General features: G+C 48.5%; 21 protein-coding genes. 6 read left to right on the top strand and 15 right to left on the bottom strand.

Annotation, left to right across the window (positions count from 1 at the left end):
• The first annotated feature begins 17 nt into the window (after positions 1-17).
• Positions 18-1676, top strand: coding sequence for a response regulator (locus ABC336_RS21400; RefSeq protein ID WP_413240557.1), 1659 nt, complete (start codon positions 18-20; stop codon positions 1674-1676).
• Positions 1673-3409, top strand: a complete 1737-nt coding sequence (locus tag ABC336_RS21395) for a cache domain-containing sensor histidine kinase (RefSeq protein WP_413240556.1) — start codon at positions 1673-1675, stop codon at positions 3407-3409. Before ABC336_RS21400 ends, ABC336_RS21395 begins: the two co-directional genes overlap by 4 nt.
• A gap of 87 nt (positions 3410-3496) precedes the next feature.
• Here ABC336_RS21395 and ABC336_RS21390 read toward each other — a convergent pair whose 3' ends face one another.
• The 9 genes from ABC336_RS21390 to ABC336_RS21350 all read right to left on the bottom strand — a co-directional run bounded on the left by ABC336_RS21390 (position 3497) and on the right by ABC336_RS21350 (position 13780).
• Positions 3497-5797, bottom strand: a complete 2301-nt coding sequence (locus tag ABC336_RS21390) for a glycoside hydrolase family 97 N-terminal domain-containing protein (RefSeq protein ID WP_413240555.1) — start codon at positions 5795-5797, stop codon at positions 3497-3499.
• A 144-nt stretch (positions 5798-5941) separates the two neighbouring features.
• The gene (locus tag ABC336_RS21385; protein WP_413240554.1) at positions 5942-6508 is read right to left on the bottom strand and encodes an RNA polymerase sigma factor; all 567 of its coding nucleotides are present in this window, start codon (positions 6506-6508) and stop codon (positions 5942-5944) included.
• The gene (locus tag ABC336_RS21380) at positions 6501-7859 is read right to left on the bottom strand and encodes an ABC transporter substrate-binding protein (RefSeq protein ID WP_413240553.1); all 1359 of its coding nucleotides are present in this window, start codon (positions 7857-7859) and stop codon (positions 6501-6503) included. Before ABC336_RS21380 ends, ABC336_RS21385 begins: the two co-directional genes overlap by 8 nt.
• A 13-nt stretch (positions 7860-7872) precedes the next feature.
• Positions 7873-8994: an efflux RND transporter periplasmic adaptor subunit gene (locus ABC336_RS21375; protein WP_413240552.1), complete on the bottom strand. Its 1122-nt coding sequence runs from the start codon at positions 8992-8994 to the stop codon at positions 7873-7875.
• Between the two features lie 19 nt (positions 8995-9013).
• Positions 9014-9871 (bottom strand): carbohydrate ABC transporter permease, encoded by an 858-nt coding sequence (locus ABC336_RS21370; protein ID WP_413240551.1) that lies wholly within the window; start codon positions 9869-9871, stop codon positions 9014-9016.
• Positions 9872-9893: 22 nt separating this feature from the next.
• On the bottom strand, positions 9894-10793 hold the full coding sequence (locus ABC336_RS21365; protein ID WP_413240550.1) for a carbohydrate ABC transporter permease: 900 nt from the start codon (positions 10791-10793) through the stop codon (positions 9894-9896).
• On the bottom strand, positions 10790-12241 hold the full coding sequence (locus ABC336_RS21360) for a sensor histidine kinase (protein ID WP_413240549.1): 1452 nt from the start codon (positions 12239-12241) through the stop codon (positions 10790-10792). Before ABC336_RS21360 ends, ABC336_RS21365 begins: the two co-directional genes overlap by 4 nt.
• Positions 12238-12927 (bottom strand): response regulator transcription factor, encoded by a 690-nt coding sequence (locus tag ABC336_RS21355; protein WP_413240548.1) that lies wholly within the window; start codon positions 12925-12927, stop codon positions 12238-12240. Before ABC336_RS21355 ends, ABC336_RS21360 begins: the two co-directional genes overlap by 4 nt.
• A 283-nt stretch (positions 12928-13210) precedes the next feature.
• Positions 13211-13780: a TetR/AcrR family transcriptional regulator gene (locus ABC336_RS21350; protein WP_413240547.1), complete on the bottom strand. Its 570-nt coding sequence runs from the start codon at positions 13778-13780 to the stop codon at positions 13211-13213.
• A 137-nt stretch (positions 13781-13917) separates the two neighbouring features.
• Here ABC336_RS21350 and ABC336_RS21345 point away from each other — a divergent pair, with 137 nt between their 5' ends.
• Positions 13918-14826, top strand: a complete 909-nt coding sequence (locus ABC336_RS21345) for a ketopantoate reductase family protein (protein ID WP_413240546.1) — start codon at positions 13918-13920, stop codon at positions 14824-14826.
• A 200-nt stretch (positions 14827-15026) separates the two neighbouring features.
• Here ABC336_RS21345 and ABC336_RS21340 read toward each other — a convergent pair whose 3' ends face one another.
• The gene (locus tag ABC336_RS21340) at positions 15027-16382 is read right to left on the bottom strand and encodes a TrkH family potassium uptake protein (RefSeq protein ID WP_413240545.1); all 1356 of its coding nucleotides are present in this window, start codon (positions 16380-16382) and stop codon (positions 15027-15029) included.
• A 343-nt stretch (positions 16383-16725) separates the two neighbouring features.
• Between ABC336_RS21340 and ABC336_RS21335 the strand changes: the two genes are divergently transcribed.
• Positions 16726-17382 carry an AraC family transcriptional regulator gene (locus ABC336_RS21335; RefSeq protein WP_413240544.1) on the top strand — a complete coding sequence of 219 codons (657 nt, stop codon included), beginning with the start codon at positions 16726-16728 and terminating at the stop codon, positions 17380-17382.
• 75 nt (positions 17383-17457) lie between these two features.
• Here ABC336_RS21335 and ABC336_RS21330 read toward each other — a convergent pair whose 3' ends face one another.
• The 3 genes from ABC336_RS21330 to ABC336_RS21320 all read right to left on the bottom strand — a co-directional run bounded on the left by ABC336_RS21330 (position 17458) and on the right by ABC336_RS21320 (position 20816).
• On the bottom strand, positions 17458-19914 hold the full coding sequence (locus ABC336_RS21330; RefSeq protein ID WP_413240543.1) for an S-layer homology domain-containing protein: 2457 nt from the start codon (positions 19912-19914) through the stop codon (positions 17458-17460).
• A gap of 214 nt (positions 19915-20128) precedes the next feature.
• Positions 20129-20473 (bottom strand): hypothetical protein, encoded by a 345-nt coding sequence (locus tag ABC336_RS21325; RefSeq protein WP_413240542.1) that lies wholly within the window; start codon positions 20471-20473, stop codon positions 20129-20131.
• Positions 20454-20816, bottom strand: coding sequence for a TetR-like C-terminal domain-containing protein (locus ABC336_RS21320; protein ID WP_413242572.1), 363 nt, complete (start codon positions 20814-20816; stop codon positions 20454-20456). The genes ABC336_RS21325 and ABC336_RS21320 overlap by 20 nt, the downstream gene beginning before the upstream one ends.
• Before the next feature lie 93 nt (positions 20817-20909).
• Here ABC336_RS21320 and ABC336_RS21315 point away from each other — a divergent pair, with 93 nt between their 5' ends.
• Positions 20910-21611 (top strand): SDR family oxidoreductase, encoded by a 702-nt coding sequence (locus ABC336_RS21315; protein WP_413240541.1) that lies wholly within the window; start codon positions 20910-20912, stop codon positions 21609-21611.
• A 282-nt stretch (positions 21612-21893) separates the two neighbouring features.
• Here the strand turns inward: ABC336_RS21315 and ABC336_RS21310 are convergent, their stop codons facing one another.
• Positions 21894-22043, bottom strand: coding sequence for a hypothetical protein (locus tag ABC336_RS21310; protein WP_413240540.1), 150 nt, complete (start codon positions 22041-22043; stop codon positions 21894-21896).
• Positions 22044-22377: 334 nt separating this feature from the next.
• Positions 22378-23892 carry an L-arabinose isomerase family protein gene (locus ABC336_RS21305; protein ID WP_413240539.1) on the bottom strand — a complete coding sequence of 505 codons (1515 nt, stop codon included), beginning with the start codon at positions 23890-23892 and terminating at the stop codon, positions 22378-22380.
• A gap of 134 nt (positions 23893-24026) precedes the next feature.
• Between ABC336_RS21305 and ABC336_RS21300 the strand changes: the two genes are divergently transcribed.
• Positions 24027-24914 carry an AraC family transcriptional regulator gene (locus ABC336_RS21300; RefSeq protein WP_413240538.1) on the top strand — a complete coding sequence of 296 codons (888 nt, stop codon included), beginning with the start codon at positions 24027-24029 and terminating at the stop codon, positions 24912-24914.
• The last annotated feature ends 73 nt before the right edge of the window (positions 24915-24987 follow it).

The following is a 24987-nucleotide window of genomic DNA, read 5'->3' as shown; positions in this document are numbered from 1 at the left end:
CTGTCGGGGTGTTTGACATGTCCTATATCCAAAACTTATACTCTGTTCTAAGCAAGGGTATTATCCATATCAACGACATGCGCGGAGGATCTATGTACAATGTTATTTTAGTCGATGACGAACGGCTCACTTTAGACACGCTTGCCAATTATGTCGATTGGGAACAGATGTCCTGCCGCGTCATTGCCACTGCCAGAAACGGACAGGATGCATGGAACAAAATAGAAGCCTTGCAACCGGATATCCTCATTACCGATGTTAAAATGCCTGTCATGGACGGTATCGAACTCTGTAAACAAGTCCATACTCGCTACCCTGACATTCAGATTGTTTTTCTAAGCGGATACAATGAATTTGATTATGCCCGTGCTGCACTTCAACATGGCGCTTGCGGCTATTTGCTGAAGCCCATTGACCACGAAGAACTGGCTGTTATGATGAAGATGGTTCGTCAACGCTGTGAGGAACAGAAAAACCGTCTCCATTCCACCTTATTAACATCGGGAGAGTATTTACGTGAACTTCTTCAAATGGGGGGGAGTCTGCTCTCTGGCTTAGCGGAGGAAATAACGACGGTATACAACCACCATCTGCACCTCCCTGCGGATAACAAAACCTTTTCCTTTGTATTTATCAGCATCGACGAGTACACACTGCTGGCCAAAAACCCTCTTGATTTCAACGCGCCTTCAGAAGATTTTTCTACAGTGGAAAGATTAGAATTTTTCATCGCCGGACTGCCCAGCTTTGCTCCTGGCGTCCTGACCAAACTTCGCGATGGGCAATGGATTTTCGTCACAAAGGAATCAAACAGCGACGTGTTCACCCATTGGCGGAATCAGTCTGCGAACGCGCAGCGCTGGGTATCTCTGTGCCTGACACACAATCAGCAAACGCTGCTCTCCTTTGCAGAGCAATGGCCAAAGATGCAGCATATGCGCAATCAACTGGTTGCGGTTCACGGCACAGGACTTATCAACGACAACTGGGAAGATGCGCACATCTCAAGACGCATGGAGCGATTACCCAAAACAGAACACTTGATTGCCGCCGTCCAGCAAAACCGCAGAGACCAAGTGGAAGCATGGCTCCATGATTTTTACGATGGTGGTCTGCCACCAGGAAATATCAGTCAAGTTTTTGTAGACAGCGTTTCCGTTTTTAATGCGGTCCTGTCTGCAGTTGCCTCTAATAACCGCCATTTGAAAGATGCCGTTGAAAAACACTCCAATTTCCTGGAGCGCCTTTCCCTGATGGAAAGCATGCAATCTATGAAAACCCATATGCAGCAAGCTCTAAGCATGATGATGGACGAGCTGGAAGCATCTCCTGTCGATCGCCATATCGAGATTGTGAACGAAGTATGCGATATTATACAAAACAAATATGGACAGGTGATTTCGATTGATATGCTGGCTGAACTTGTCTTTCTTTCGCCCAACTATCTCCGAACGATATTCAAAGAGGTTACCGGTAAAACATTAATTGAATATATGACTCAGGTCCGTATGGATCACGCTTGCCTCATGCTGAAGGAAACAAATATCCGAGTGCAAGAGATTGCCAAACGAGTCGGTTATGAAAGTCCCTCTTATTTTGGCTCTGTCTTTTTCAAGCGCACGGGGCTCACCCCTAACCAGTATCGTACTTACTCGAAAAAAGGATCACGAACATGAAGACCTTAAAAAGACTTTTCAACAATTCGTCTCTGCTTCAGAAATTGCTGCTCATGTTTCTCACCATAACGATTACTCCTCTTCTCTTCATTACCGTATTCTTCTATGATCGTACAGAGCAACGGTTGTTGGAATTGACTTATGAAAATATGTATAGCAGCAACCAGCAAATTAGCAGCAATGTAAATGCTCATTTGGATAATCTTCGGCAAATTTCTTCTCTGATCTATACGGATGAAACCTTACAGGCTTATCTTACGCAAACCTACACAAGTGACTATGCTATTTTAGAAGCCTACCGGTATATTGACGGACTTCTATACAGCTTTTTAACTGCGAATAACAGTCTCGCCAGCATTAATCTTTATGTAAATAACACAACGCTTCCAGAAGATGGTCTTTTCCTCAAACATATCAAGCTTGAAAATTTGCAGCTGCAATATCTCATTCAATTACAACAAACCTATGGGAACAATTTATTCAGCAACGTGATACAGGATACGGAGGGGAAAAATGTTATTTACATTGGGCGTATTCTTAACTTTAATACACAAAGCCAGCACTATGGCATGATGACGATAGGGGTCTATGAGGAATTGCTCTATCGATTAATTGAAAAAGAAGATCAAAACAAAAACATCTATATACTCAATGAGCAAAATCAAATCATCTCAGCGTCTGATAAATCACTTTTAAACCTGCCATTCGGAGATGCCATCGGCCCTGAGTTGTCCGTCAATCAAGAGGTTGTCACGATAAACGGAGACTCTAATCTGCTGGTTTACAATACGATGCATCATGGTTGGAAAACCGTTTCTCTCACACCCATTGACGAAATCATGCGTTCATCCCGTCAAACAACGATACAAATTGTTGGCATCGCGATTTTCAGTCTAGTCTTGTCCGTCTTAATGATCATCGTCATTGCCAATTATCTAACGCGCCGTCTGGGCAAGCTGAACCGTCAAGCAGCGCAAGTCGAGCAAGGGAACTTCACCCTCTTGCCCGCCGATCCCAGCAGGGATGAAATTGGTCAATTAAGCACAGCTTTCAACGAAATGGGCACAAGGCTCAAAAAATTGATTGATAAGCTTTATATAAAAGAGATTGCCAAGCGAGATGCAGAGCTTTACGCGTTACAAAGCCAGATAAACCCACACTTCCTATATAATGCTTTATCCAGCATCTCCTCTCTCTCCATACAAAAAGGTCATGTTGAAGTGAGCGAAATGGTTAACCATCTCGCAAGATTCTATCAAACATCACTAAACATGGGGCGTCAATATATTACACTGGAAAAAGAAATCGCGCTTACAAAACACTATCTTGCCATCCAGCACATGCGCTTTGATGATAAATTCATCGAACACTGGGAAGTGGACGAGAGCTTATTCACCCATGAAACGTTAAAATTATTGCTGCAGCCTTTTGTGGAAAATGCTTTAAATCATGCCATATATGATGATCAACAATGTATGAACATTGCCATTCGCGTTTACCGATCGGTGCACGCTGGTCTTCCCGCAATCGTACTGGAAGTCGAAGATGACGGTTGCGGCATGTCTCCTGAACAAGTAGCAACCTTGTTATCTTCAGAATCGAAAGCAGGGTACGGGATCAAAAATGTGCATGAACGTGTGCAGCTCGCTTACGGTCAAAACTACGGTGTCACCATAGACAGCCAAAGGGGGTCGGGAACAAAAATCACTATCATCCTGCCTTTACAACCGTAGTTTCTTTCTCAAAAAAAAGGGCGGACCAGATGTCAGTTCACTGACTAACTGGTCCGCCCTGCCATAGCAAGCGAAAACAATGACTGCTTACGGGATCAGAATCCCGAAGTTGTCAATCTCAGCCCCCCAACCCGGGTAGGAGAACGTAATCGTATTGCTGCCTGCGGTCAAATCCATGGTTGTCACATAGCTTCGAACCACATTCCAGCTTCCTGACTCCAGCCTTATTCGAAGTACGGTGTCCGGTCCGCCATTGAGACTGTAGCTGGGCCATCGCTCGTCTGCCGCCAGATAATTCAACTTCACCTTGTAAGCGCCCGTTGCTGGTACGGTCACATTGAATTCCACCGTGCCTCCATTACTGCCCATGTTGCCAACTTTATAGCCATTCGAGCAGTTGTCGCAGCTTATTACATTAGCAGCGCCAGCAAGCGTAGCGCTTTCCGCTTCATAGTAAGTATATGGATCATAAGGCATACTCGGTACGGTAGTCTTGGAGATCAACACGGCGGCTCCGCCGGTTTCCAACAGAGGAATCGTCAGCGTTGAAGCGGCTGTCACGGTACTGATCTCTTTACTGATGGACTCTCCTGTAGCTCCGTCCTGATAAACGTAAGCCGTGTAATCGCCAGGATCCAGGTTCAAGCTTGAAAGGGGGATCGATAAGGTCCTCTCGTCTACGGTCATCCCGCCGATATACCAATCTGAACCGCTTCGCCTCGCGATAACCGCGTGGCTCCCCGGAAAACCGTCAAGGAGCTTTGTCTCATCCCATGAGGCCGGTATCACCCGCAAGAGCTCCGTGCCAATCCAGTTTGCGTAGATGTCTATGGAGTCCGCATAGTTTTGGATTCTGGTTTCATATACGACAGACATCGCCAATTGGTGGCCCTGTGTCGTATTTTTGTTCGTGTTGCTTAGAGCAACAGGCGTGTAATCCATGGAGCCAAGCACATTTCTAGTGAAGGGAAGCGTGGTATTGTGAACGGCGGTTGGCGCCGGCGGCCAATACAATTTATAGCGTTCGGCGCCCAGCACCCCTTCCGAGCCTATAATATTCGGCCAAGTCCGTTCCTCTCCGCCCGGCTTGGTGGAGTTATGGAAGTACACCATAAGCTCAAGCTCGGCGCAATAGTCGGCTACCGACTCCAGGAAGCTCATCCCCACCTGCGACTCATTTGCCGTCATGTCTACTTTTACGCCTTTAATCCCCCAGCTCGCCCACTTGCGCAGATTCATCCTGCTCGCTCCATATGGGGTATGAACATACGGACTTGCCCAGATGAAGATGCCCACATCCTTGGTCTCGGCATAATCGACCAGATCCGCAATCGTGCCGTCGGTCCATTTCACCCATCCCGCGTCAACGGTGACATAGTCCCATCCCATGGAAGCTGCGAAATCCACATAATCTTTTTGGCGCGCCATGGAATATGGCACTTCACGATAGCCTTCAGGAACATTCGGGTCGCCGTAATAGTCCTCGCTCCACCAGGACCATGCCGCGATCCCCGGTTTGATCCAACTGGTGTCGGCGATCTTCGACTCCGGATTCAGGTTCTGCACCAGGGTCGAATTGACCAGATCGTTCAGATTGTCCGTGACCATCACGGCCCGGTAAGGCGTCTGAAAAGGCAAGGCCGCTTGAATCTGCGATCCATACATCGCTTGATCCTCCCCGCAGGAAAACGTCATGCTCTGTCCCGGGTTGCCGGTGAGGATCGACGGGCAATACGTCCCGTCCGCGTTATATACATTCGCTTCCGTCAATAACGCCCAATACGCATTGTTGTTAATCGAGGCCAGGAACGGCATAGAAACCGTACTGGTGTCTAACGTAGCGGGATCGTAGTATTCCCAGGTTCCTTCGTACGTATTTACCGGCGGATGCCCCCATCCGCCCGTTCCGTCAGGGAGATTGTATTCGGTATATTCCTCCTCGATGAATGTCTCTCCCATCCCAGGAAGAACGTATCGGAAGCCAAACCCATCATCATATACCCTCATGATGATTTTAAGCTGAGCCCCGCCCTTCGACACGACATATTCACGTTGTACCCCGTTATCCTGGTTGACGCTTTTTTTGCCGCCCGGTATCGTGTACGTATGATTCCACGAGGTTGTGCTGGTGGATACGAATGACATGCCCGAGTAGAAATCCGCATCGCTGGTTTTTAGACCCAACCGTGATTGTTCGACGATAGTCGCGCTGCCTTTTGTGATGGTGTAGAATAATTCCCCGCCGTCCAGGTACATGGTGGCCGTGAGCGAGCTATCCGGCGAGGACGTGGCGTACTCCGTTCCGGGATCCGCCGCCAAAGCTGAAGGAACAGACGTAAGCATTAACGTTACTACCAGCATGAAGCTTACTACTTTTTTGAATGACATCAAGTTTCCTCCTCCATTCATCGCTATAGAATCAGAGCATCGGTATGTACCGATTGCCTGACTCTATTATCAGCGGAACGAAGTGAGAGAATCCATCACAATTTCCTCTGAATTCTATCGGAATTGAACGAACTTGCCTCAGCGTTAGATGCGGACAGACATGGGATCCGTCCAGACGGGATTTATGCCCACATTGGAATCCATCTGCAAGGCCGCGCCACGCACCTTTTGTTTCGCCCGGTGGATTCTTGACTTCACGGCGCTCACCGATATCCTCTGGCAATCAGCGAGTTGTTCATAAGTCAAGCCATACACGTAAATGAGCAGCAGCGCCTCCCGGCTGATCGGCTTCAACGAAGAAAGCAATTCACGAAGGTAATCCTGCTCAACGACCGTCCGTTCCACGCTGGCTTCGCCCCCGCAGGCGTCCTCCAACGACTGATAGCACAATTCCCGTCTGCGCTTGCGGTACATATCGATCGCCACATGGCGGCAAATCGCTATGAGCCAAGCTATGAGCCGGTCTTGCCGCTTCAAAGAGCCGATGTGACGATAAGCCTTCAAGAACGTTTCTTGAACAGCGTCCTGGGCGAGCTCGCGATCCCTGGTTATCGAATACGCCCAATAATAAAGCAATCTATAATAGCGGGTATATAGCATCTGGAACCATTCAGCGTTCGACATGCCCTGTTGCTGGATTTCGTTACTCATTCAAATACGTGGTCACTCGGTTCTGGATCAGCTTGCTGACTTCTTCTGCGGATTTCTGTCCGTTTAAATAGCTTTCGAACTCCTCCATAGCGATCGTTAACACTTTCATATCGCTGGATCTGCGAAGGCCCGCCTCCGAAATTAGCTGCTGTATGTCGGCAATCCGCTTTTCCACCGTTTCGGTATTCGGCAGCATGTCTTCCGGGATCGGCAGATCAGGGGCCCCGTTCTCGATTAATTGCAACACTTCGTTCAATTTCATATCCATGGCGCCTTTATGCATCGGCAATCCAAAGAGATCCGGCGAAGCTTGCATTTCATCGGAAAGCAAAAATTTGATGAATGCCCATGCTTCCGCTTGGACGTCGGATTTGCTGTTGATCCCCAGACTGTCTATCGGCTTGAACGGGACGCCTTCCTTGTTTCCGCTTGCGCTTGGCTTTAGATAATATTCAAAGTCCGATGGCATCATTAACATTGCTCTAGGGTTGAAGATGCCCACCATTTGGAATACCGCTTTACCGGCATCGGCCGTAAATCCTTCGCTGAACAAGCCTTCGTCATAGATGGACTTGATTTCCTTCATCATGCTGCGGAACAGCTCCGAGTCGAAATTGGCCTGGCCTTGTCTGACGAGCTCCGGGTAATTTTCTTCAATATAATCATAGAGAAGCGGCGACATACCCAGGTTGTAGTATCCTTCGCTATCCGCTTGCTGCTTCAGCTTCTTGGCGACATCCTTGAATTCGCTCCAGCTCCAGGGCTCATGTCTGTCGACTGCAATATTCTCCTTCTCCAGTATCCGGCTGTTTCCCTGGGCCGTCTCAAGCGAAAAGGAGAGCGGCATGACATACAGACCGTCCCCGTCCTGGGACGCCTTCAAAATATTGGCATATAACGCATCTTGATCGAACGAACTGTCGCTCGCGATCAGATCGTTCAAGTCGACCAACAGCTTTTTGTCGACGAACTTGTCTTGGGGCAGGTTGTTCATTAGGATAAGATCGGATCCTTTGCCGGATATCACCTGCGTCGTCACCGATTGCACGTACTTTTCGATGTCTGCCATCGGGAGAGCCTCTCTGGCCATGCCGCCTTCCGTCACTTCCGATGCTTTGTATTCATTGATCTCGATCTGAATATCCTTATGCTTTTCTTCAAATAACCGCACAGCCGTTTCCAAAAACCGATTATTCTGCAGGACAGAGACGACGACGGTTTTTTTGCCGCCATCCGTCAACCGATTGGCATCGCCTGTGGAATCGTCTGTAGGAGCATTTCCTCCGTTTCCGGAACAAGCCGATACCAGCAGCATGATGGACAGCATGACGAAAAACCCTATTTTTTTCACTTGAATCATCCTCTCAATGTAATCGAATGCGGTTGCCTTCCTGCAACGGCTCGCTCGACTCCGTCACAATGTCTTCTTCCGGGTAAATGCCTCTGAGTACGACGATCTCCTCGCCGTCCTCCTTCCCCGTCGTTACATAAGCCTTCTGAACCGTATAGGTGTTGCCGAGTGAGCTTCGATTCTCGCGCACGACAAACACATAGCTTCCGGTGCCATCTTTTTTGAGCCAGTTCTTATCGATGACCAGGCCCTGCTCTTGAAACGGCTTCTTCAAGCTGACGCGGCTGGACTCACCTCCTTTGAGATGGTCTCCCGGAACGTGGACGACAATCGTTTTCTGATCCTTGGCGCCGCCGCCTTCATCATCCGGCATGCCGCCGCCGTTACCCGATGGAGCGTCTTTGATTTCGGCGACCGTCCCTTCGATCTCCAGGGACATATCCTCATCCACGTGCACAGGCACCTTCTCGTCGATTCGCATCAGATCGGCGAGTTCTTTGGCTACCGTAAAAGAGAACTGAAATCCCTTCCCGGTTTCTACCAGCGTTAGCAACGGCTGGCCTTGGGGGATCCCCATCCCCGCTTCGGCTTGAAGATTGGTCACCCTGCCGTCCACAGGCGCAGTCAGCGTGCTTTTTCGCGCCAGCTCTTGGCGCAGGGTTTCCATTCTTCGCTTCGCCATGTCAGCGTCGATCCGCTCCAATTCAAGGTCCCGTATCGCCTTGCGGATCTCACGATCGTCTCCTCCGTGCTGAGCGGCTATAAACTGTTCTTTCAGCACCTCCCGGTTCAACTCTCTTTTCTTCAGGTCGTCCTCCGCATCGAGCAGCTGCTGCTTCATCTCTGTTCCATCAAAAGTAACAAGAATCTGCCCCTTCTTGACATCTTCTTCATTGTCCACATGCACCTTCTCCACCTTCCAGCCGCTGTCGCTGTTCAATTCTAGCTGCTGGCGCGGCGTGATCAGGCCGCTGCCTTCGATATGATGAGACAACGTTTTCTTTACAGGCTTCGCTGTTGTCACTTTGGGCAGCAGGGCGGTTTGAAGCGTCTGGCTGAACAACGTGAATCCAGCCAGTACCAGGAGAAACACCCCCAGCGCCACGCCGGCGATCCGCTGTTTCCGCTGTACCATGATGCCACTCTCCTTTCGCTCAGCCTTTCACACCGGAAAGCTGGATTCCCTCAATAAAATACCGTTCGGCGCTTAAGAACAGGAGCACCATCGGCATCATATACACCACCGACACGGCAAACGATACGCTGAGCAGCTCTTCCTGAATACTGGCGAGATAAACCGATAGCGGCTGCATCGCGGCATCCTGGAGAAAGATAAGCGGCTGCTCGACCATATTCCAATAGTCGACAAACAGGAGGACGACGAGTGCGGCAATGCCCGGCTTCACCATCGGCAGTGCAACCGATACGAGTATGCGCAGCATCCCCGCCCCGTCCATCTTGGCCGCTTCGATATAAGACGAATGGATGTGGAGCATGAATTGCCTGAGCAGGAACACGCCGAAGGGGGCGAACACGCCGGGCAGGATGATGGAGCTGGCATGATTCAGGAGGCCCAGCCGATCAGCCATCAAGTAATTGGGCACGAGTGTGACCTGGAACGGCATCAGCATCGTCATCAGATAGAGCAGAAACCATCCTTCCCTGCCCGGAAAACGCAGCTTTCCGAATGCGAATGCAGCAAGGGTGGCCACCAGAGCTTGTCCGAAGATGATGGGCACCACCATATAGACGGAATTCCAGAACAGGTACAGAAACCTCGGCGTCGCGATCAAGGCTTTGTCATACTGCTGGAAGGATACCCAGTCGGGAATCCATTTCAGATTGACGAAGAGGCTCGTATCGGTTTTGCCCAGCATGCCGTAATTCGCCATCAGCTCCCGCTCCGTCATCAAGGAATTGACGACGGTCAAGACGACAGGCATCAGCAGCAGAACCGCGATGGGGATTAACAGTATCGAGCGCAACAGCAGTGCGATCCATCCCTTGGTCACGTCCTTCACCTCTTTCTTGCCCTTACTCCATATAAGAGCGGAACACCCGCTCCGTGCGGAACAGGACGAACACGAGCGCCATAATACAGAACGCCATGAGCACCGCCGCAGACGAAACCTTCTGGATATCGAGGGACAAAAACATATTGTTCATGTAATGCTGCATCATATAAATCCTGTCGTGCGGATAAGCGCCGGCGATGAGATACGTCTCGCGAAACACCTTGAAGGAATTCAGCACGGACATCAGCACCACCAGAAACGTCGTCGGCGTCAAATAGGTGAGCGTAATGCCGAACAGCTTGCGCACCGGACCGGCCCCTTCCAGATCGGCGATTTCATAATATTGTCCCGGAATGTTCTGCAAGCCGGCCAGAAACAGGATCACATTGTAACCAATGTTTTTCCATATGTAGACCAGAATAATCACAAAACCGGCCCATTCGGATTTCATCCAGTCCTGGCGGTCAAGGCCAACATGCTGCAAACCGGCGTTTACTGCGCCATTCCAATCGAAGAGAATGTGCCAGACAAGCACGATCGAAGCGACCGGTACGACAAGCGGCAGGACATAAGCGGTGCGAAGCCAATGCCGGATGAACACCCGCTGATTCAAGAGCAGCGCCAGCAAGAGCGAAAGCACGACTAGCAGGGGGACGCTGATCGCGGTGAACCAGAACGTGTTGGACGCCGCTTTCTGAAACGAGGAGCTCAGGAGCAGCTCTTCGTAGTTAGACAACGTGTAGCCTTCTCCCCACCTGTCCTGGAACGAGTTCAGCACGCTCTGGCCGAACGGGATGAGGTAGAAGAGGGAGAATCCTGCCAAGCTCGGAGCCAATAACCAGAAGGCACTGACCGACTCGGATCGGATGAACCGGGTGAACCGGCGGTTGAAGCGATTAGGAATCGCATTGTTCTTCACGCTATATCCTCCTCGGGAAGCACCAGCCGAAAGATGACGCCGTGTTGTTCATTGCTCACCTCGATCTGTGTCCCGCAGCTATTCAATAGTTGCCGGACGATGGACAGACCGAGCCCGAACTGACCCTTCGCGCCCATGCGATACGGCTCAAACAGACCTTTCAGCAGTATGGGGTCCAGTTGCGGTCCGTCATTGCGGATTTCGAGGACACGCTCCCGGTCATCATCCACAGCAGCCGTAATGGATATTTGTTGACTGGCATACCGAATTTGATTATCAAGCAGATTCTCAAACACGATCTTCCATTGGTCGACATTGCCATGAATACGCCAAGACGGCGGGTTTACCACCCAATGAATGTCCGGCCTGCGGAGTCGCAGCCGCTCGACCGTGTCCCGCACCACGTCATCGACGTTAAACCAACGGTGGGGAACTTCGCGCGACGACACGTATTGCAGCCTGCTAAGCGACAGCAGCTCGTATACCCGCTCCATCAGCCGGTCCGTTTCCTGCAGGATGGTGTCCACGCTGCCCTTCAATGATCCTCGCGGATAAATGCCATCGATGATGGACTGCGCATAGGTGCGGATAATCATCACAGGCGTCTTTAATTCATGGGAGATATTCTGCAGCAGTACTTGCTGGGTCTCATCTTGGCGCAGCAGCCGCTGGCGCATCTCGTCGAAGGCGCGGGACAGCTGGCCGATCTCATCTCTTCTCCCCGATTCGAACGGCTCATGCCAGTTGCCTTCTGACATTCGTTTCACCTGGCGCTCCATTCGGGTAAGCGGATGGGATAAATAACGGGCGAGCCAGATACAGGGAATCGAGCTGATCAGCAGCAATACGATGAGGAGCAGCAGCAAGTGACGGAACATCGTTCCGACCATCTCATTGCGATACTCGGCCCAGGCAAAGGAGATCAACACGCCGGAGCCGCCGTTCACGGTTTTGGAGATGGAGTAAAACAGGGTCTGGCCCTGGGCTTGGAGCACGTTCGACTCCACCTGCTTAACCTGTTCTGCAGCCTCCTGCTCCAGCCGCTTGGTCAAGGGCTCAGGCAAGCTCCTGTCGCGGTTCAAAAAAAAGGATTCCCCCTCCACCATAAACAGATGGCCAATAGCAGGCCCTCCCACGTATCCGGTAGACTCAAATTTTTCGATGTCTCGCTCCCCTCTATCACCGTTCGTCTCTTCTTGCTCTGTTGGCAGGGATAGGGCGATTTCCACATCGCCTTTGTCATTGAACCTGATGTGCCCCCCTCCCTTGTCAAAAATCCCCGTGACAACGTTTAACTGCTGTTGGGCATCGCGAATCATCGCATAGGTTTGCTCGGTAAAAAAGCTTTTTAGTAAATAAGGGAGAACCAAGGCCACCATCAAAAAAATGAACAGCAACAAAGCGGCGAAGACGAACCATATTTTGATCGCTAAAGGCCAATGCTTCATCTTTTCACCAGCCTGTAACCGAGGCCGTATAGCGTTTCCAGCCGCAGCTCCGGCATTTTCTTGCGCAATCGCCAAATGAGATCGTCCACTACACGGTCAGAGCCAAAGTAATCCCTGCCCCATATCTCATTGAGTATGCCTTCGCGTTGCACGACCTGTCCGGCATGCGACACAAAATAGAGCAGCAGATCAAATTCCTTGGCCGTCAGTTCCACTTCCGTTTCCGAGCTATCCTTCACCATGCGGACTTGTCGATCAATCGTATAGGGCGGATAGTCAACCTGCCCGAGAGGCGAATCCGTCAACTGCGCAGGACCTGTCCTCCCATACACGCGCTCCATCAGCTTGCGGACACGGATGATGAGTTCACGGGTCTGGAATGGCTTAGCCAGATAATCATCACTGCCCAGCTCCAAGCCGTTAATCCGATCCAGATCGGAATCCCGTGCCGATATAAAGATGACCGGGATGGACTCGTGTATGCTCCGGATTTCTCGAATCAGCTGATACCCGTCCATGCCTGGAAGCATAATATCGAGTATCCACAGATGAGGCTCTTGCCCAATCGCAGCTATCGCTTCCCCGCCGTCCGTGAAGGAAACGACATGCCAGCCTTCCCGCCGCAGGTAGGAACAGATAAGCTGATTCAAACTAACCTCATCCTCGACAAGATGAATGGTATACATGGTGATCTCCCCTTCATGTGGGTTCATTTAATAACTTATCAAATCAATGTAGCAGAAATATCTTAGAATTATCTGAAATTGTCTGAGCGCATAGGCAGCGTATACCATGAATGACAACAAAAAAACACGAACCAAAGTCGGTCGTGTTTTGTCGTGCTTGAGTTGGGCCGATCCAACCGGCTGCGACCGGGATGAATTCGCTTGGTCTGCGGTCCAGAAAGTCGGATGGCAATTTCTTTGCTTGTCTCTGCCTTGGCTCCCTCAATTCGGGATTTCTTATCGCTCAGCGCGGATGGTTCATACCAAAGATATGATACGATGTGATCCCATTTGCAAACAGGTTATCGATCAACTTGACCAATTCTTCCGACGATAGATCTTTGCCGTTGCGTATCCACAGGCGAAACATAGATATTAGGGTTGAGATGTAAAACTCAATGATGTAGGGTGCCAAGGCATCATTTGCGGGAAAGTCCATAATCAATCGCTCAAAGGGAATTTCTCTTTTCAGCCGTGCAATAAAATGAACCGCACCATAGTCGCCCAAGAGGGCTTTCAAAACGGAGATTTCCTCTGCATTTTCCAAGCATTGCAGGGCATCTTGGAACGTATGGGTAGAAAGCTCTCTGCTTGCCATTTCCTCTTTAATGGAGGCCAGGACACGCTCTTCCACATAGTCCAACAAAGCATAGATATCCGTAAAGTATTGGTAAAAGGTACTGCGATTATATCCGGATTGTTTAGCAATCTCTTGAACGGATATTTTTTCAATCGGTTTTTGGCTATATAAATCACAGAATACATTGATAAAGGTCTGCCTTGTTTTGTCCGTCAGTTCAGGCTGCTTCTTCATGATTGGCCTCCATGTTCTGTTCGATCGATGATCCGACAGATATTCGTAATCTGATGGTTGATGACCGGATAAGGAATTCATACAATATGATTATACAACACGTTGTTGGATCATCAACTATTTTGGGGGAGGCTAACATGAAAATTTTATTTTTCGGCAGAGGTGTCATATCGACCCAATATGCTTGGGCTTTTGAACAGGCAGGGCATACCGTTGAGTTCTACGTCAGGAAAGGGAGAAAAAAAACCTTCGGAAGCAGTATACAGCTTGAGATGTGGGACGCACGAAGAGGGAAACAGCTCATACAAGAAAACTGGAACGTCAAGCTGCATGAGGAGATCAGCCCCGGTTATGACCTCATCATTGTGAGTGTCAACACGGAACAACTTCCAGAAGCCGCACGATTCCTATCGACGGTTGCAGGAACGACCCCTGTCCTCATCTTCAATAACATCTGGCAAGATTTGAAATCAGCGATCTCCCCATTGTCCATGAACCAAGTGGTCTTTGGGTTTCCAGCAGCAGGGGGCGGCATCGCGGACAAAAAGCTTAGAGGCGGCTTTTTGAAAATGGTATTTCTGGAAAAGCCACGGACAGGCACAGAACAGATAAACAACAAGATCAAAGAGCTATTCGAAAGTGCCCATTTTAAAATTAGTTGGATCAAAGATATGCAAAACTGGCTATGGATTCACTTTGCCATGAATGCAGCGATGGAGACCGAGGTGTTAAAACGCGGAAGTTTCTCAGCGCTCTTAAACCATAGCGACTCATTCGCAAATGTGGGTAAGCATATGAGGGAAATGACCCCTGTCCTAAAAGCAAGAGGCGCAAAAAGTGATATGATTTTGCTGCTGCTGACCAAGATTCCACCGGTACTTCTTGGCCCGCTTTTCACCAAGGTTATTATGGCAAAGGGCAGCTTACCCCGGCTTTTCATCGAATACAACAATAGTAAAGAAGGCTTTGCGGTAGCTGAAGTTGTGAGAGAAGCAAAAAAGCTGGGCATCCCTTTACCGCGTCTCATGAATACTCCCGCCACTTGACGACGCTGACGCCCGGTTGCTCACGATCCACTGCCAGCTCCATGCCGTCCTGGATTCCCTTCTGGTAAAGCAACTCCTGAACCGCTGCCTCATCGCGGTAGTGCTTCTCCTCCCAGGCGGCATAAGCCGTGGCAGCCCCCGTCTCATCTCGATCATCCTCTCCTTACTCATGACGTGGACGATAGAAACCGGGTGCCACTCTAGCCAATGAGAACTTTCTCCTCGGGATACCGGAACTTCTCCTGACTTTGTTTTTGCGACAATGCAAATACTAGCGTCAATGGCCCGAGCCTGCCGATAAACATGGTGAGAATAATGAGCAGCTTACCGAGCATGGAAAGCTCTGGAGTCATCCCCATGGATAAGCCTACTGTCCCGAATGCCGAAGTGACTTCAAAAAGCACCTCCATAAAATCCTTTTGCAGACTATGCTCACTTAGCGTAAGAAGAAAGGTTACTGCAATCACCACACTCACGGAAATAACCATGACGGCCAAGGCGCGCATAACAATAGCTTGAGAAATTCTCCGTCGCATGATTTGAACATCTCGCTTACCTTTCACAATACTGATCAAGGTGAGCAGCAAAACGACAAATGTCGTCGTCTTGATCCCCCCGCCGGTCGAACCGGATGAAGCGCCAATGAACATCAGAAAGATCATAAAAAATTGTGAAGCGGTCATCATCGAAGCGATATCAACGGTGTTAAACCCGGCCGTTCTCGTTACGACTCCCTGAAAGTACCCTGCCCAAAGCCTTTCCGACCACGTCAATGAACCAGACGTCGCAGGATTAAACCATTCAATCACCACAATCACAAGAAATCCAGCCGCGCACAATATCCCAGAGGTAGAGAGCACGATTTTGGAGTGGAGCGACAATGTCCGCCAGCTCCGTTTTTTCCATAGATCAATAATGACCGTAAACCCCAGACCGCCAAATATAAAAAGCAGCGTGATCACTACATTGATGAGCGGATCTCCCACATATCTGCTCAAGCTGTCGGGCCATAAAGCAAACCCTGCGTTGTTGAAAGAAGAAATAGAATGGAAAATGCCGTAATAAAGCGCGGTTACAAAGTCCATATCGCCCATCCAGCGAATGGTCAGAAAAATCGTCCCAAACGCCTCAATAACAAGAGCTGCCGCAAAAATGCCAAGCGACAGCCTTACAACTCCCTGAGTGGACAGGGCATTTGTTGATTGCTGAATAAGCAAGCGATTCTTCAAACCTATTTTTTTGCCTAATACGACCGCTACCAGCACACTATAAGTCATAAATCCAAGACCGCCAATCTGAATCAGACACATAATTACAATTTGCCCGAAAAGAGAGAAGGCAGTACCCGTGTCCACTACAACCAAACCCGTAACACATACGGCGGATGTGGATGTGAAAAGCGCGTCCAGCCATCCCACGCTGCTGCCGTTCGCTGATGAGACGGGCAAAGCTAGCAAAATGGCTCCCAATAAGATCGGGATTGCAAAACTTAAAAGGATGATTCGTGAGGAGGTTAAATAAACAAGTCGAGCAAATCTGAACTTATGCAACACCATAACGGATAATCCCCTTTCGAATGCCCCGCTCAAAAAAACGGCTATGCTCTATCATCGTATTATCACCTGAAATACCGATGCAATCAACCATAACTATGCAAGCAAGGGAACCCACGAACATCTCCGTTTGTGATATCCTTGAACATATAGCAGTTCTTAATTGAAAATAAAAAAACTTTGTGAGAGGATCTTATGACTATTCCATTCCATGCTTTGCAAAAAGAGCTTGCAGCGCTCGTCAATCGTCATACCTCCAGTGAAGGGACTCTTACGACCGACATTTCTAATCTTGTTTGGCCAAGAGCGTTTCAGGTATGGTCCTCCGAATTACCTTGTGGCCTCCATGGATCTGCCAATCACCGCCGAGGTGCTTGAAGCTTCCGCTGAAGTCCCCAATCTGTCCTGTAAAATTGAATTTACACGCAGCGATATCTTAGCGCTACTAAGCGATGACGCGCCAGCGGGAAGTCACAAAGGGACGTCCAGCCGCAGCTTGAACGTGGCGGCATTGGATGTCTCTTTGCTGGATGCTGTCGTGAGACTGATTGGCCTGCTGGATAAACCGGCGGACATCCCCGTGCTTGCCCCGTTGTTTACCAAAGAAATTTTATACCGGGTGCTGCAAAGCGAGCATGGTCGCTCCCTTAGACAGATTGTGACGGACGGCACGCCTGCTATCCATATCCAACACGCCATCCAGCACCTTTTGAATCATTTTCAAGAGTCTCTTCAAGTGAAGGACCTGGCGGAGATCGCGCTTGCCTGGCTGTATCGCAATCCTGTTGTGGCTGCGCCCATCGTAGGAGCGACCAAAACGAGCCACATCGATGATGCGCTCAAAGCTGTCGCGATCAAGCTGACAGACGCTGAGGCTGCGCGGTTGGAGCAAGCCTACACGCCTCGTATCGATGTGAATGTTCGCAATTCCGATCCGAAAGCCATCGTCAAAATGGCAGCCACTGTCGGCAATAACATTTCGGTTCCAGTGGCTACTAAGTAATGTGAAACAGGTAGGGCCCCTGAGGTATAACGAAGAGGGGCTCTTCGCCCCTCTCTCCTATTTCTGCCTTCATGGCTAGTTAATGAACTGTAAAATGTGGAGCATCCGCTTCAGCATCACCGTCGCTTCTGCACGGCTAGCATTCTCTTTGGGCGAGAAGGTGGGGGCTGTTTTACCATAGATCACGCCTGCACTCACAGATTGAGCAACGGCATCTTTAGCCCAGTCGCTAATATGTTGACTGTCAGTGAATACGGACAAGCCTTCGGCATTGGTGGTTGGCTCTTGGCCGGCGAAACTCATGGCACGAATGATCATCACCGCCATCTGCTCACGGGTAATGTTGACACCGGGTCCAAAGGTACCGTCTTCAAGACCATCAACAAATCCCGCTTTCGCTGCTGCATTGACTGCACCTGCGAACCAATCCGTCGATTGGACATCCGAGAATCTGGCCGTGTTGTCCTCAGAGAGCCCCATGGCACGTACTAAGAGCGATGCAAATTCTGCGCGGGTTATCTCATGTTCAGGTTCAAAGCGATCGTCTGACCTTCCTTTGACCACCAGTTTGGAGGCAAGCAATTCTACATCTGCTCTGGCCCAGTGTCCATTCAAATCTTCGAAGGTTTTACTAAATTGAACTACGGTGTAAATACTGTTACTTGTACGCTTAAGCGTCGCTATCGTTGTATTATCTGCGCTGACTTTGAAGGTACTCGGAACGAACGAGAATGTCCCAAGCGTCGGATTGTATAAGACACCCGTAGCGGAGCTGGTAATTTCTTTGCTAAGTAGAATTTCCCTAGATACATACACGTTTCCAAAATCATCTATGGATGTTGTATTGCCGTTTGATTCTGCTGTTACATGAAAGTCTACCGCTTCAGAAATTTGTTGAAGTCCCGATTGATTCGCTGCACGCTCAATAGCTGTAAGAGACGATCCGCTCACCTTATCAATCGTAATATTGATGTTCATCTCCTCCACTTCCGCTCCTAATTTCTCTGCCATGGCCGGAAGATCGAGAGCTTTTACAGGAAGATCGTAAGTCACGCTATCCACTCGTGCCGAAACCAATGCAGAAGGAACTTGAGCTTGTAGTTCTGCAATCATTCCAGCGCCAAGCAGGATATTCGTTATCTCCCCATTACCAGGTACGTCAATGATAATTGTTGGTGTGCCTGAGGTGGACTTGAGCGCATCTATTGCTTTTTGCAACTCAGCCGGGTCGACGGTAGTCGTTGAAATGGTTCTGCCATCCTCGGTTTGCTCGATCGTAGAGTCCACCTTCAATATGACCGTACTGTTATTCCTATCTGATGGAATGGGTGAATTGTCTTCGGTTACTATTGCTCCTGTTATGGGGACTATTGGTACAATTGTTCCTGTGATGGGTTGTGTTGGTACAATAATAGTTGCCGTGGGTCGCGCACGAACCTCGTTGGGATTGGCGCTTTCCAATCCCTGATTCACCGTAGTGACGACATAATAATAAGTCGTTCCGTTTACTGCTGTGGTATCTTGGTAGGTCGCCGCGGTCACACTGGCCGCGATCGTCGCATACGAACCACCTGACGTTGTGCTGCGCTTCACATGATAAGTGTACCCCTCACCCGTTGCTGCGTCCCAAGCAAGACGCACTTGTGCATCGCCTGCTGTCGCCGTCAAGCCTGTAGGTGGCGCTGGGGCAGTCGTAAACGTATGCGTATATTCACTCGAAGACGCTGTGGCATGACTGGCAATCAACGAGAAGGCATAGGCTGTATTCGGAGATAGACCCGTAAGCTCATAGGAAGCAGCCGTCACACGCTGTTCAACATCCTCACCATCGAATAAACGGTATTCCGTAGCCGCAGGGATTTCATTCCACACTAGCGTTGCAGTCGTAGCCGTGACATCCACTGCTCTCAGGTTCACTTCCGCAGCATCAGGCCAAGAGCCTCCGGTTGTTGTGAATTCAATTGCTGCAGCAGAAGAATACTGGTGACCATAGGATGCATACACCTTTACGTCATAGGTCGTATTCTCTGTCAGATCACGAATGGAATAGGGACTCTGGTCCACACCTCCTGCAAATTCGCCATCAACCTCCACCTCATATCTAATCGCAAACGGATTATGGTCCCAATGAATCTCAGCACTATTTGTAGTGACATTCAAAACCCTTATATTCGCCGGAGCTGCTAAAACCAATGGAGCTGTGGTAAATTCAAGCTTTAATTCGAACGTCTCATCAGCGGCATCCCGGTAATACAGCGTCGCTTCTTGTACCATGTTAGGCGTCAAACCTGTCACCTCATGACGGAACTTATCTGTCGTAAAACCAAAAAGCTCCGTCCCGAATAGATGCAATGAATAGCTGACCGCTCCATCAATGTGGCCCCATTCCAAAGTCGCTGTCGTATCCGTAATATCGACTGCTTCAAACCTGGGAGCCTCCTCACCGGATGCTGTTGCCTTCCACTCCATTGACGAAAAAAACATACTAACTACCATCGTGAAAATTAGAAGACTAGAAAATATTCTTTTCATGCCTATTCTCCCTATGATGTTTTTCAATCATCTTAACATCATAGATCAGCCCCTATATGAAATGTAAAGAAAACTTTAACATGGGTGCGTCGATACGGTGCTTGGTCCCATCGAGCAGCTCGCCGAAAGATAAGGAAAATACAAGACCGCTGAAGCTTGAGCAATCAAGCTTCTTTGCCGGGCTTATCGTCTTCGTCCGGTCGAGTAGTCGGACTTAGCATCCCCACTGCCAGTTCCATGCCGTCCTGAATACCCCTGAGGTATAACAGCTCCTGCACAGCGGCTTCATAGCGATAGTGCTTCTCCTCCCAGGCGCCATAAGCCGTGGCAGCCCCTTGTCCGAGAGTGTGGCATATAGCGTCTCGAACGCCTCTTCTTCCTCTATCCGCAGCTGGCTCAGCCCGGGTTCGACCTCCGCTTGCGCCACCACATCCACCCACCGCCGCTGGATCGCTTGTCGGAACCACACTGGAATCTCGATCTCCCTCCCCCCTCCCTTAAAAGCCTTCTGAAGCTCATGGATACGCAGCGGCAATTGGTTAAACCTGATTTTTGTCAAATAATTTCCTCACCTGATCGGCCATATATTCCGCAGAACGCGGCATTTGATTACGGATCCACCATTCCACAATGCCAACAAAGGCAGAGGCCATAAATTGGGCGGCGATTTCATCATCGACATCGAGCTTATGATTGGTCTTTTTCGTTTTATCCATTAGACTGACGGAGATAAAATGCTGTAATCGGTCCCGGAATATTAAGGCCCTTTGATTGGAAAACATTGCGGAAAAGAATGCGAAATGCTCCCGAAAATAATTAAATACCGGTGTTGCCTCATGCACTGGCCCTTGATCGACCTCCACAGCTTCCCATCTTGTGCACAGCGAGATCAATTCGTTCATGTGATCCTCAATGCAGCTGTCCAATAGATCGTATTTATCTTGATAATGCAAATAAATGGTTCCTCGATTTACATTGGCACGATCGGCGATCTCATGAATGGTAATTTGTTCAAAATCCTTTTCCGAGAAAAGCTCCAAAAAAGACCTGGTAATGGATTGTTTCGTTCGGAGAATGCGACGATCGGTCCTTACCGCATGTTCCATTTTCATCGTTCCGGTGAGGCCATTTCTGTAAAAGCCGATGTTGTTTCCGCTGGAGATATGCAAGATTTGGCCAGATTTGCTTTGAATACCTATGGTCGAATTGATGTCTTGATCAATAACGCAGGAGTAATGCCCGCTTCTCAACTGCATGAACTACGCGTTGAAGAGTGGGATCGAATGATTGATGTGAACATCAAAGGCGTTCTATACGGCATCGCGGCGGTGTTGCCCACCATGCGAGAACAGCAGTCCGGCCATATCATCAGCCTATCCTCAACAGCAGGTTATCAAGTTGCCCCGACATCAGCAGTGTATTCGGCAACCAAGTTCGCCGTAAGAGCCATTGCAGAAGGATTACGTCAGGAGGAATCCCCGACTTCTCGCATTCGGTCTACAGTAATTGCTCCCGGGCTGACGAAAACCGAGCTTTTCAACAGTATCACCAGCCCGGAGATACTGGAAAAGACTAGCCAGCTTAAGGATGTAGGGATGTCCCCTTACAGTATTGCCAGAGCCATTGCCTTTGCCATTAATGAACCTAGTGATACGTTGGTTAGTGAGATCATCGTTAGGCCAGCGATGCTGCCTTAACCATTACCTCATGATGAACGGGAAATGGACGTGCATCTTATGATAGTTGCCCGAATATTCCTCAGACCAGATGACCTAAAATCTTAGGCAGTTTGCTTTTTAATAGATGTTAATTGCCATTTTTTCATACAAAGGAGCTGTGCGCTAATTTAGCGCTACAGCTCCTTTAGTTAAGGGTTTACTTAAACTGTCTATCAATCTCGTGTCATGTATCTGATACTATCCTGATAATAACTATAAGGAGTTCCGCCAATTTGAGTGGAATACCATAAGTACAACGTATCATTCTGGAACAGCCAACCAAGTCGTTCCATCCCAGTACTGCACATCGAAATCAACAATGCCATATTGTGAGAAGGTGGTATAAAGTGTAATAACACCGGGATTCATCGTTTGGTCTGCCAAGGTGAAGACATTGATTTCTTCAATCACCTTTAAACCATCGAACTCCACTTCTATCCAATCGGGATATTGGTTTATCGTATCATCATTCCACCACGTTCCTACTCGATCGCCATTGATGGCTGAATTTACAGAAAAACTTGAATGGGTAGATGATGCGGATACCGTTGCATAATTTCTGCCATGCAGGTTCTCATCAAAACGCGTCAGAATTTATAGCGTCATGTACAGGTGTATCACTATTGTAAGGATTAGGTGCACCAGGACGACCATTCGCCTCAAAACGCCAAAACAACTTTACTGGAAGCTGATCGATTCCAAGCGGCGTAACCCTATAATTCGTTTTGAAATCCGTTGCTATAGACTAATTGTTTTTGCATAACGTGATGTGAGAACAGGAGAGCAATTCTGCTACTTTACGGAACTGAGAGGCATTATGACCTACGGACATGGCACAGTGATGAGTAGGTGCTTCGGCAAACCATTTTTCCATATAATCATCCGGATGCATCTGGAACTTAACCGGCGTTTGGGTATTTCCAATTTTCATGATCGGACCGTCAACAGATTCACCTTCACTAAAGATCATTTTCAAACGCCCTTCAACCGTTTGTGTCATGTTCAAGGTTGTTATGGCGCCTTTTTTCACCTTCGCTTCTACTGAGATCCCGTTTCCCTGCTTACCATGATACAAGCCCATTCCTCTCAAAATCGGCTTGCCCTCGGCAATCTGAACATGGAATGGTCCATCATGACCGAGTAAAATTGTTTTATCCTGATAGTCTACCACCACGATTTCAGAGTAACTTCCTCCAGTTCCGAGCAAATCACAAATTTTCATGGCGATGGCGGTCTTCATATCCCCTTCACCAGCTGCGGGAATCCCCTTTGCTGTGAGCAGGGAATTGCCCAGTATGAATCCTGCTTGAAGCTTTTCATACTCATTTCCGGGTGCACCATGGTAGTAATACGTTAAAGCATCAAGATTATAATCCTTCACCAGCTGCTCTTGTGCAATCGCAACTCGGCAGGACCAATCCAACTGTTCCTCTGTCGGCTTTCTAGCAATTGGATCAGAAGGAGAGTCTCCGCTGATCTCAAACATTTCATAAACTTCATTCAATTTGGCCTTCATTTGGTCGTCTGTCACCTGTGACAAATATTTTTGCAGATCACACATCTCCAAAATCTCAACATGTATCCCGGTTTGAGCCTGAATCATTGTGAAGTCGCTGTACAAGTCCAGCATGCCGTTATACGTGTTGCCCAAAAATCCAAAACGTGCATGCTGCAACGTTCTAACCACAGATGCCGCATGGATCCATTCTTGAATCTGGGACCATACTTTTTGCGATTCCGGGAGATGGTCTGTTTTTTCATTTGTAGTTGAAATAGCAGGAGTATAATCCAGACCAAGCAAGCCATTTACCACTCTAAACGTAATTCCCGCACGGTTTAACGCGTTGGCGATTTCCGGAACTGGACATGCCCCGCAATGAGCTAACCATTCTCCTGTTGTAACTTTGTCATAATTAATGCGGTCTGTCGGCTGTAAATTGAGGAATATAACTGGTTTTTGATTAATTTGGTGAACGGGGAGCACCGATGAACTAGTGGCATACGTCGCTGAATGGCAGAAAATGATATCTACATTCTGAGTGTTGAACCATTCTCCAGCCTCTCTTGCTCTAGATTCACCATCGACCATACCATAATAATGTACTTCTGCATCGACTTCCATTTTCTTCTTGATGAAATTCCCATATTCCAATAAACGTTCCTTCAACCCTTCAAATTGATCCCAATACGCTTGAAGCCCTATGGAATATAACCCTACTCTAGCCTTTTTTTTCGCTTTTAAGGGTTCAAACATCGTCATATTGAAACGTCCCTCCCATGAGTGGATTTCGAAAAATATCATTATATATAATCATTGTAAATCGTTTTCATGGTATAATCATTACACAATCAAGCTAAAAAATATGATGATCATGCTACAGGAGGTCATTGCAGATGAAACCGTGGTTTCTGGATGCCGCGCTTGACTGGTCGGATGACTCCATTCGGCTCAACGTTACACCAAGTACATTAGCAAAGCGTATGTTTTTTTATGTGCAGGAAGTCGGACATTTAAGCACGTTTTCCAATTATTTCACAGAGCGTGAAAACCTTGATTCTTATCTAATCGTCTACACCATAAGTGGACGAGGTTATTTACAATATAGAGATCACACCTACCCTATCCAACCCGGAAAGGGCTTCTGGATCGATTGCAGGAATTATCAAAATTATCGGGCAGATTATGATACAGGCTGGGAGTTGCTCTTTGTCCATTTTTACGGTGGGGCCAGTCAAGATTATTTTCAGCAGTTCGATCAGCAGCACTTGCGAAAAAGAGGCCCTGTGGTCGATTTGGGCAATGATCAAGCCATCCCCTCCAGCATCCACAAACTCATTCAACTCCACCGGCAACAAAACATTGAAACCGAGCTGAGGAGCTCCAAATATATCACAGATCTACTGACGACATTGCTTAGTCACACCCTTACCTCTCACCACGTTTCTGACACAAACATCACCCCGACCTATATTGAAGACATGACCAGCTATCTTGAACAGCATTACGCTGAAAAGCTAACACTGGATACATTAGCTTCACAATTCAGCGTTAGTAAATATCATCTGGCCAGGGAATTCAAGCGATATATCGGGCTAACCCCTTTCGAATACCAATTTAATTCGCGTATGAACAAAGCAAAGGAATTATTGAAATACTCCCAACACAGCGTGGAAGAAATCAGCCATCTCATTGGCATTGATCAAGTGAGTCATTTCATACGTTTATTTAAAAAACAAGAGGATACCACCCCCTTAGTCTATCGGAAGATGTGGCGAAAGTAATCGTAGGAGACCATACAAAAAGCACACCCCAAATCGCTTTTTAACGATCAGGATGCGCTTTTCATTATCTCCC

The organism is Paenibacillus jepli (assembly GCF_047238105.1).
Taxonomy (GTDB): domain Bacteria; phylum Bacillota; class Bacilli; order Paenibacillales; family Paenibacillaceae; genus Paenibacillus_D.
The sequence above is the reverse complement of the archived record's forward strand: the minus strand, read 5'-3'. Positions and strand labels throughout refer to the sequence as shown.

Coding starts and splice junctions, on each gene's coding strand:
- ABC336_RS21400 (WP_413240557.1), top strand. CDS start 18: ATGTCCTATATCCAAAACTTATACTCTGTTCTAAGCAAGGGTATTATC.
- ABC336_RS21395 (WP_413240556.1), top strand. CDS start 1,673: ATGAAGACCTTAAAAAGACTTTTCAACAATTCGTCTCTGCTTCAGAAA.
- ABC336_RS21390 (WP_413240555.1), bottom strand. CDS start 5,797: ATGTCATTCAAAAAAGTAGTAAGCTTCATGCTGGTAGTAACGTTAATG.
- ABC336_RS21385 (WP_413240554.1), bottom strand. CDS start 6,508: ATGAGTAACGAAATCCAGCAACAGGGCATGTCGAACGCTGAATGGTTC.
- ABC336_RS21375 (WP_413240552.1), bottom strand. CDS start 8,994: ATGGTACAGCGGAAACAGCGGATCGCCGGCGTGGCGCTGGGGGTGTTT.
- ABC336_RS21360 (WP_413240549.1), bottom strand. CDS start 12,241: ATGAAGCATTGGCCTTTAGCGATCAAAATATGGTTCGTCTTCGCCGCT.
- ABC336_RS21355 (WP_413240548.1), bottom strand. CDS start 12,927: ATGTATACCATTCATCTTGTCGAGGATGAGGTTAGTTTGAATCAGCTT.
- ABC336_RS21350 (WP_413240547.1), bottom strand. CDS start 13,780: ATGAAGAAGCAGCCTGAACTGACGGACAAAACAAGGCAGACCTTTATC.
- ABC336_RS21345 (WP_413240546.1), top strand. CDS start 13,918: ATGAAAATTTTATTTTTCGGCAGAGGTGTCATATCGACCCAATATGCT.
- ABC336_RS21340 (WP_413240545.1), bottom strand. CDS start 16,382: ATGGTGTTGCATAAGTTCAGATTTGCTCGACTTGTTTATTTAACCTCC.
- ABC336_RS21335 (WP_413240544.1), top strand. CDS start 16,726: ATGGATCTGCCAATCACCGCCGAGGTGCTTGAAGCTTCCGCTGAAGTC.
- ABC336_RS21330 (WP_413240543.1), bottom strand. CDS start 19,914: ATGAAAAGAATATTTTCTAGTCTTCTAATTTTCACGATGGTAGTTAGT.
- ABC336_RS21320 (WP_413242572.1), bottom strand. CDS start 20,816: ATGAACGAATTGATCTCGCTGTGCACAAGATGGGAAGCTGTGGAGGTC.
- ABC336_RS21315 (WP_413240541.1), top strand. CDS start 20,910: ATGAATGGTAATTTGTTCAAAATCCTTTTCCGAGAAAAGCTCCAAAAA.
- ABC336_RS21305 (WP_413240539.1), bottom strand. CDS start 23,892: ATGACGATGTTTGAACCCTTAAAAGCGAAAAAAAAGGCTAGAGTAGGG.
- ABC336_RS21300 (WP_413240538.1), top strand. CDS start 24,027: ATGAAACCGTGGTTTCTGGATGCCGCGCTTGACTGGTCGGATGACTCC.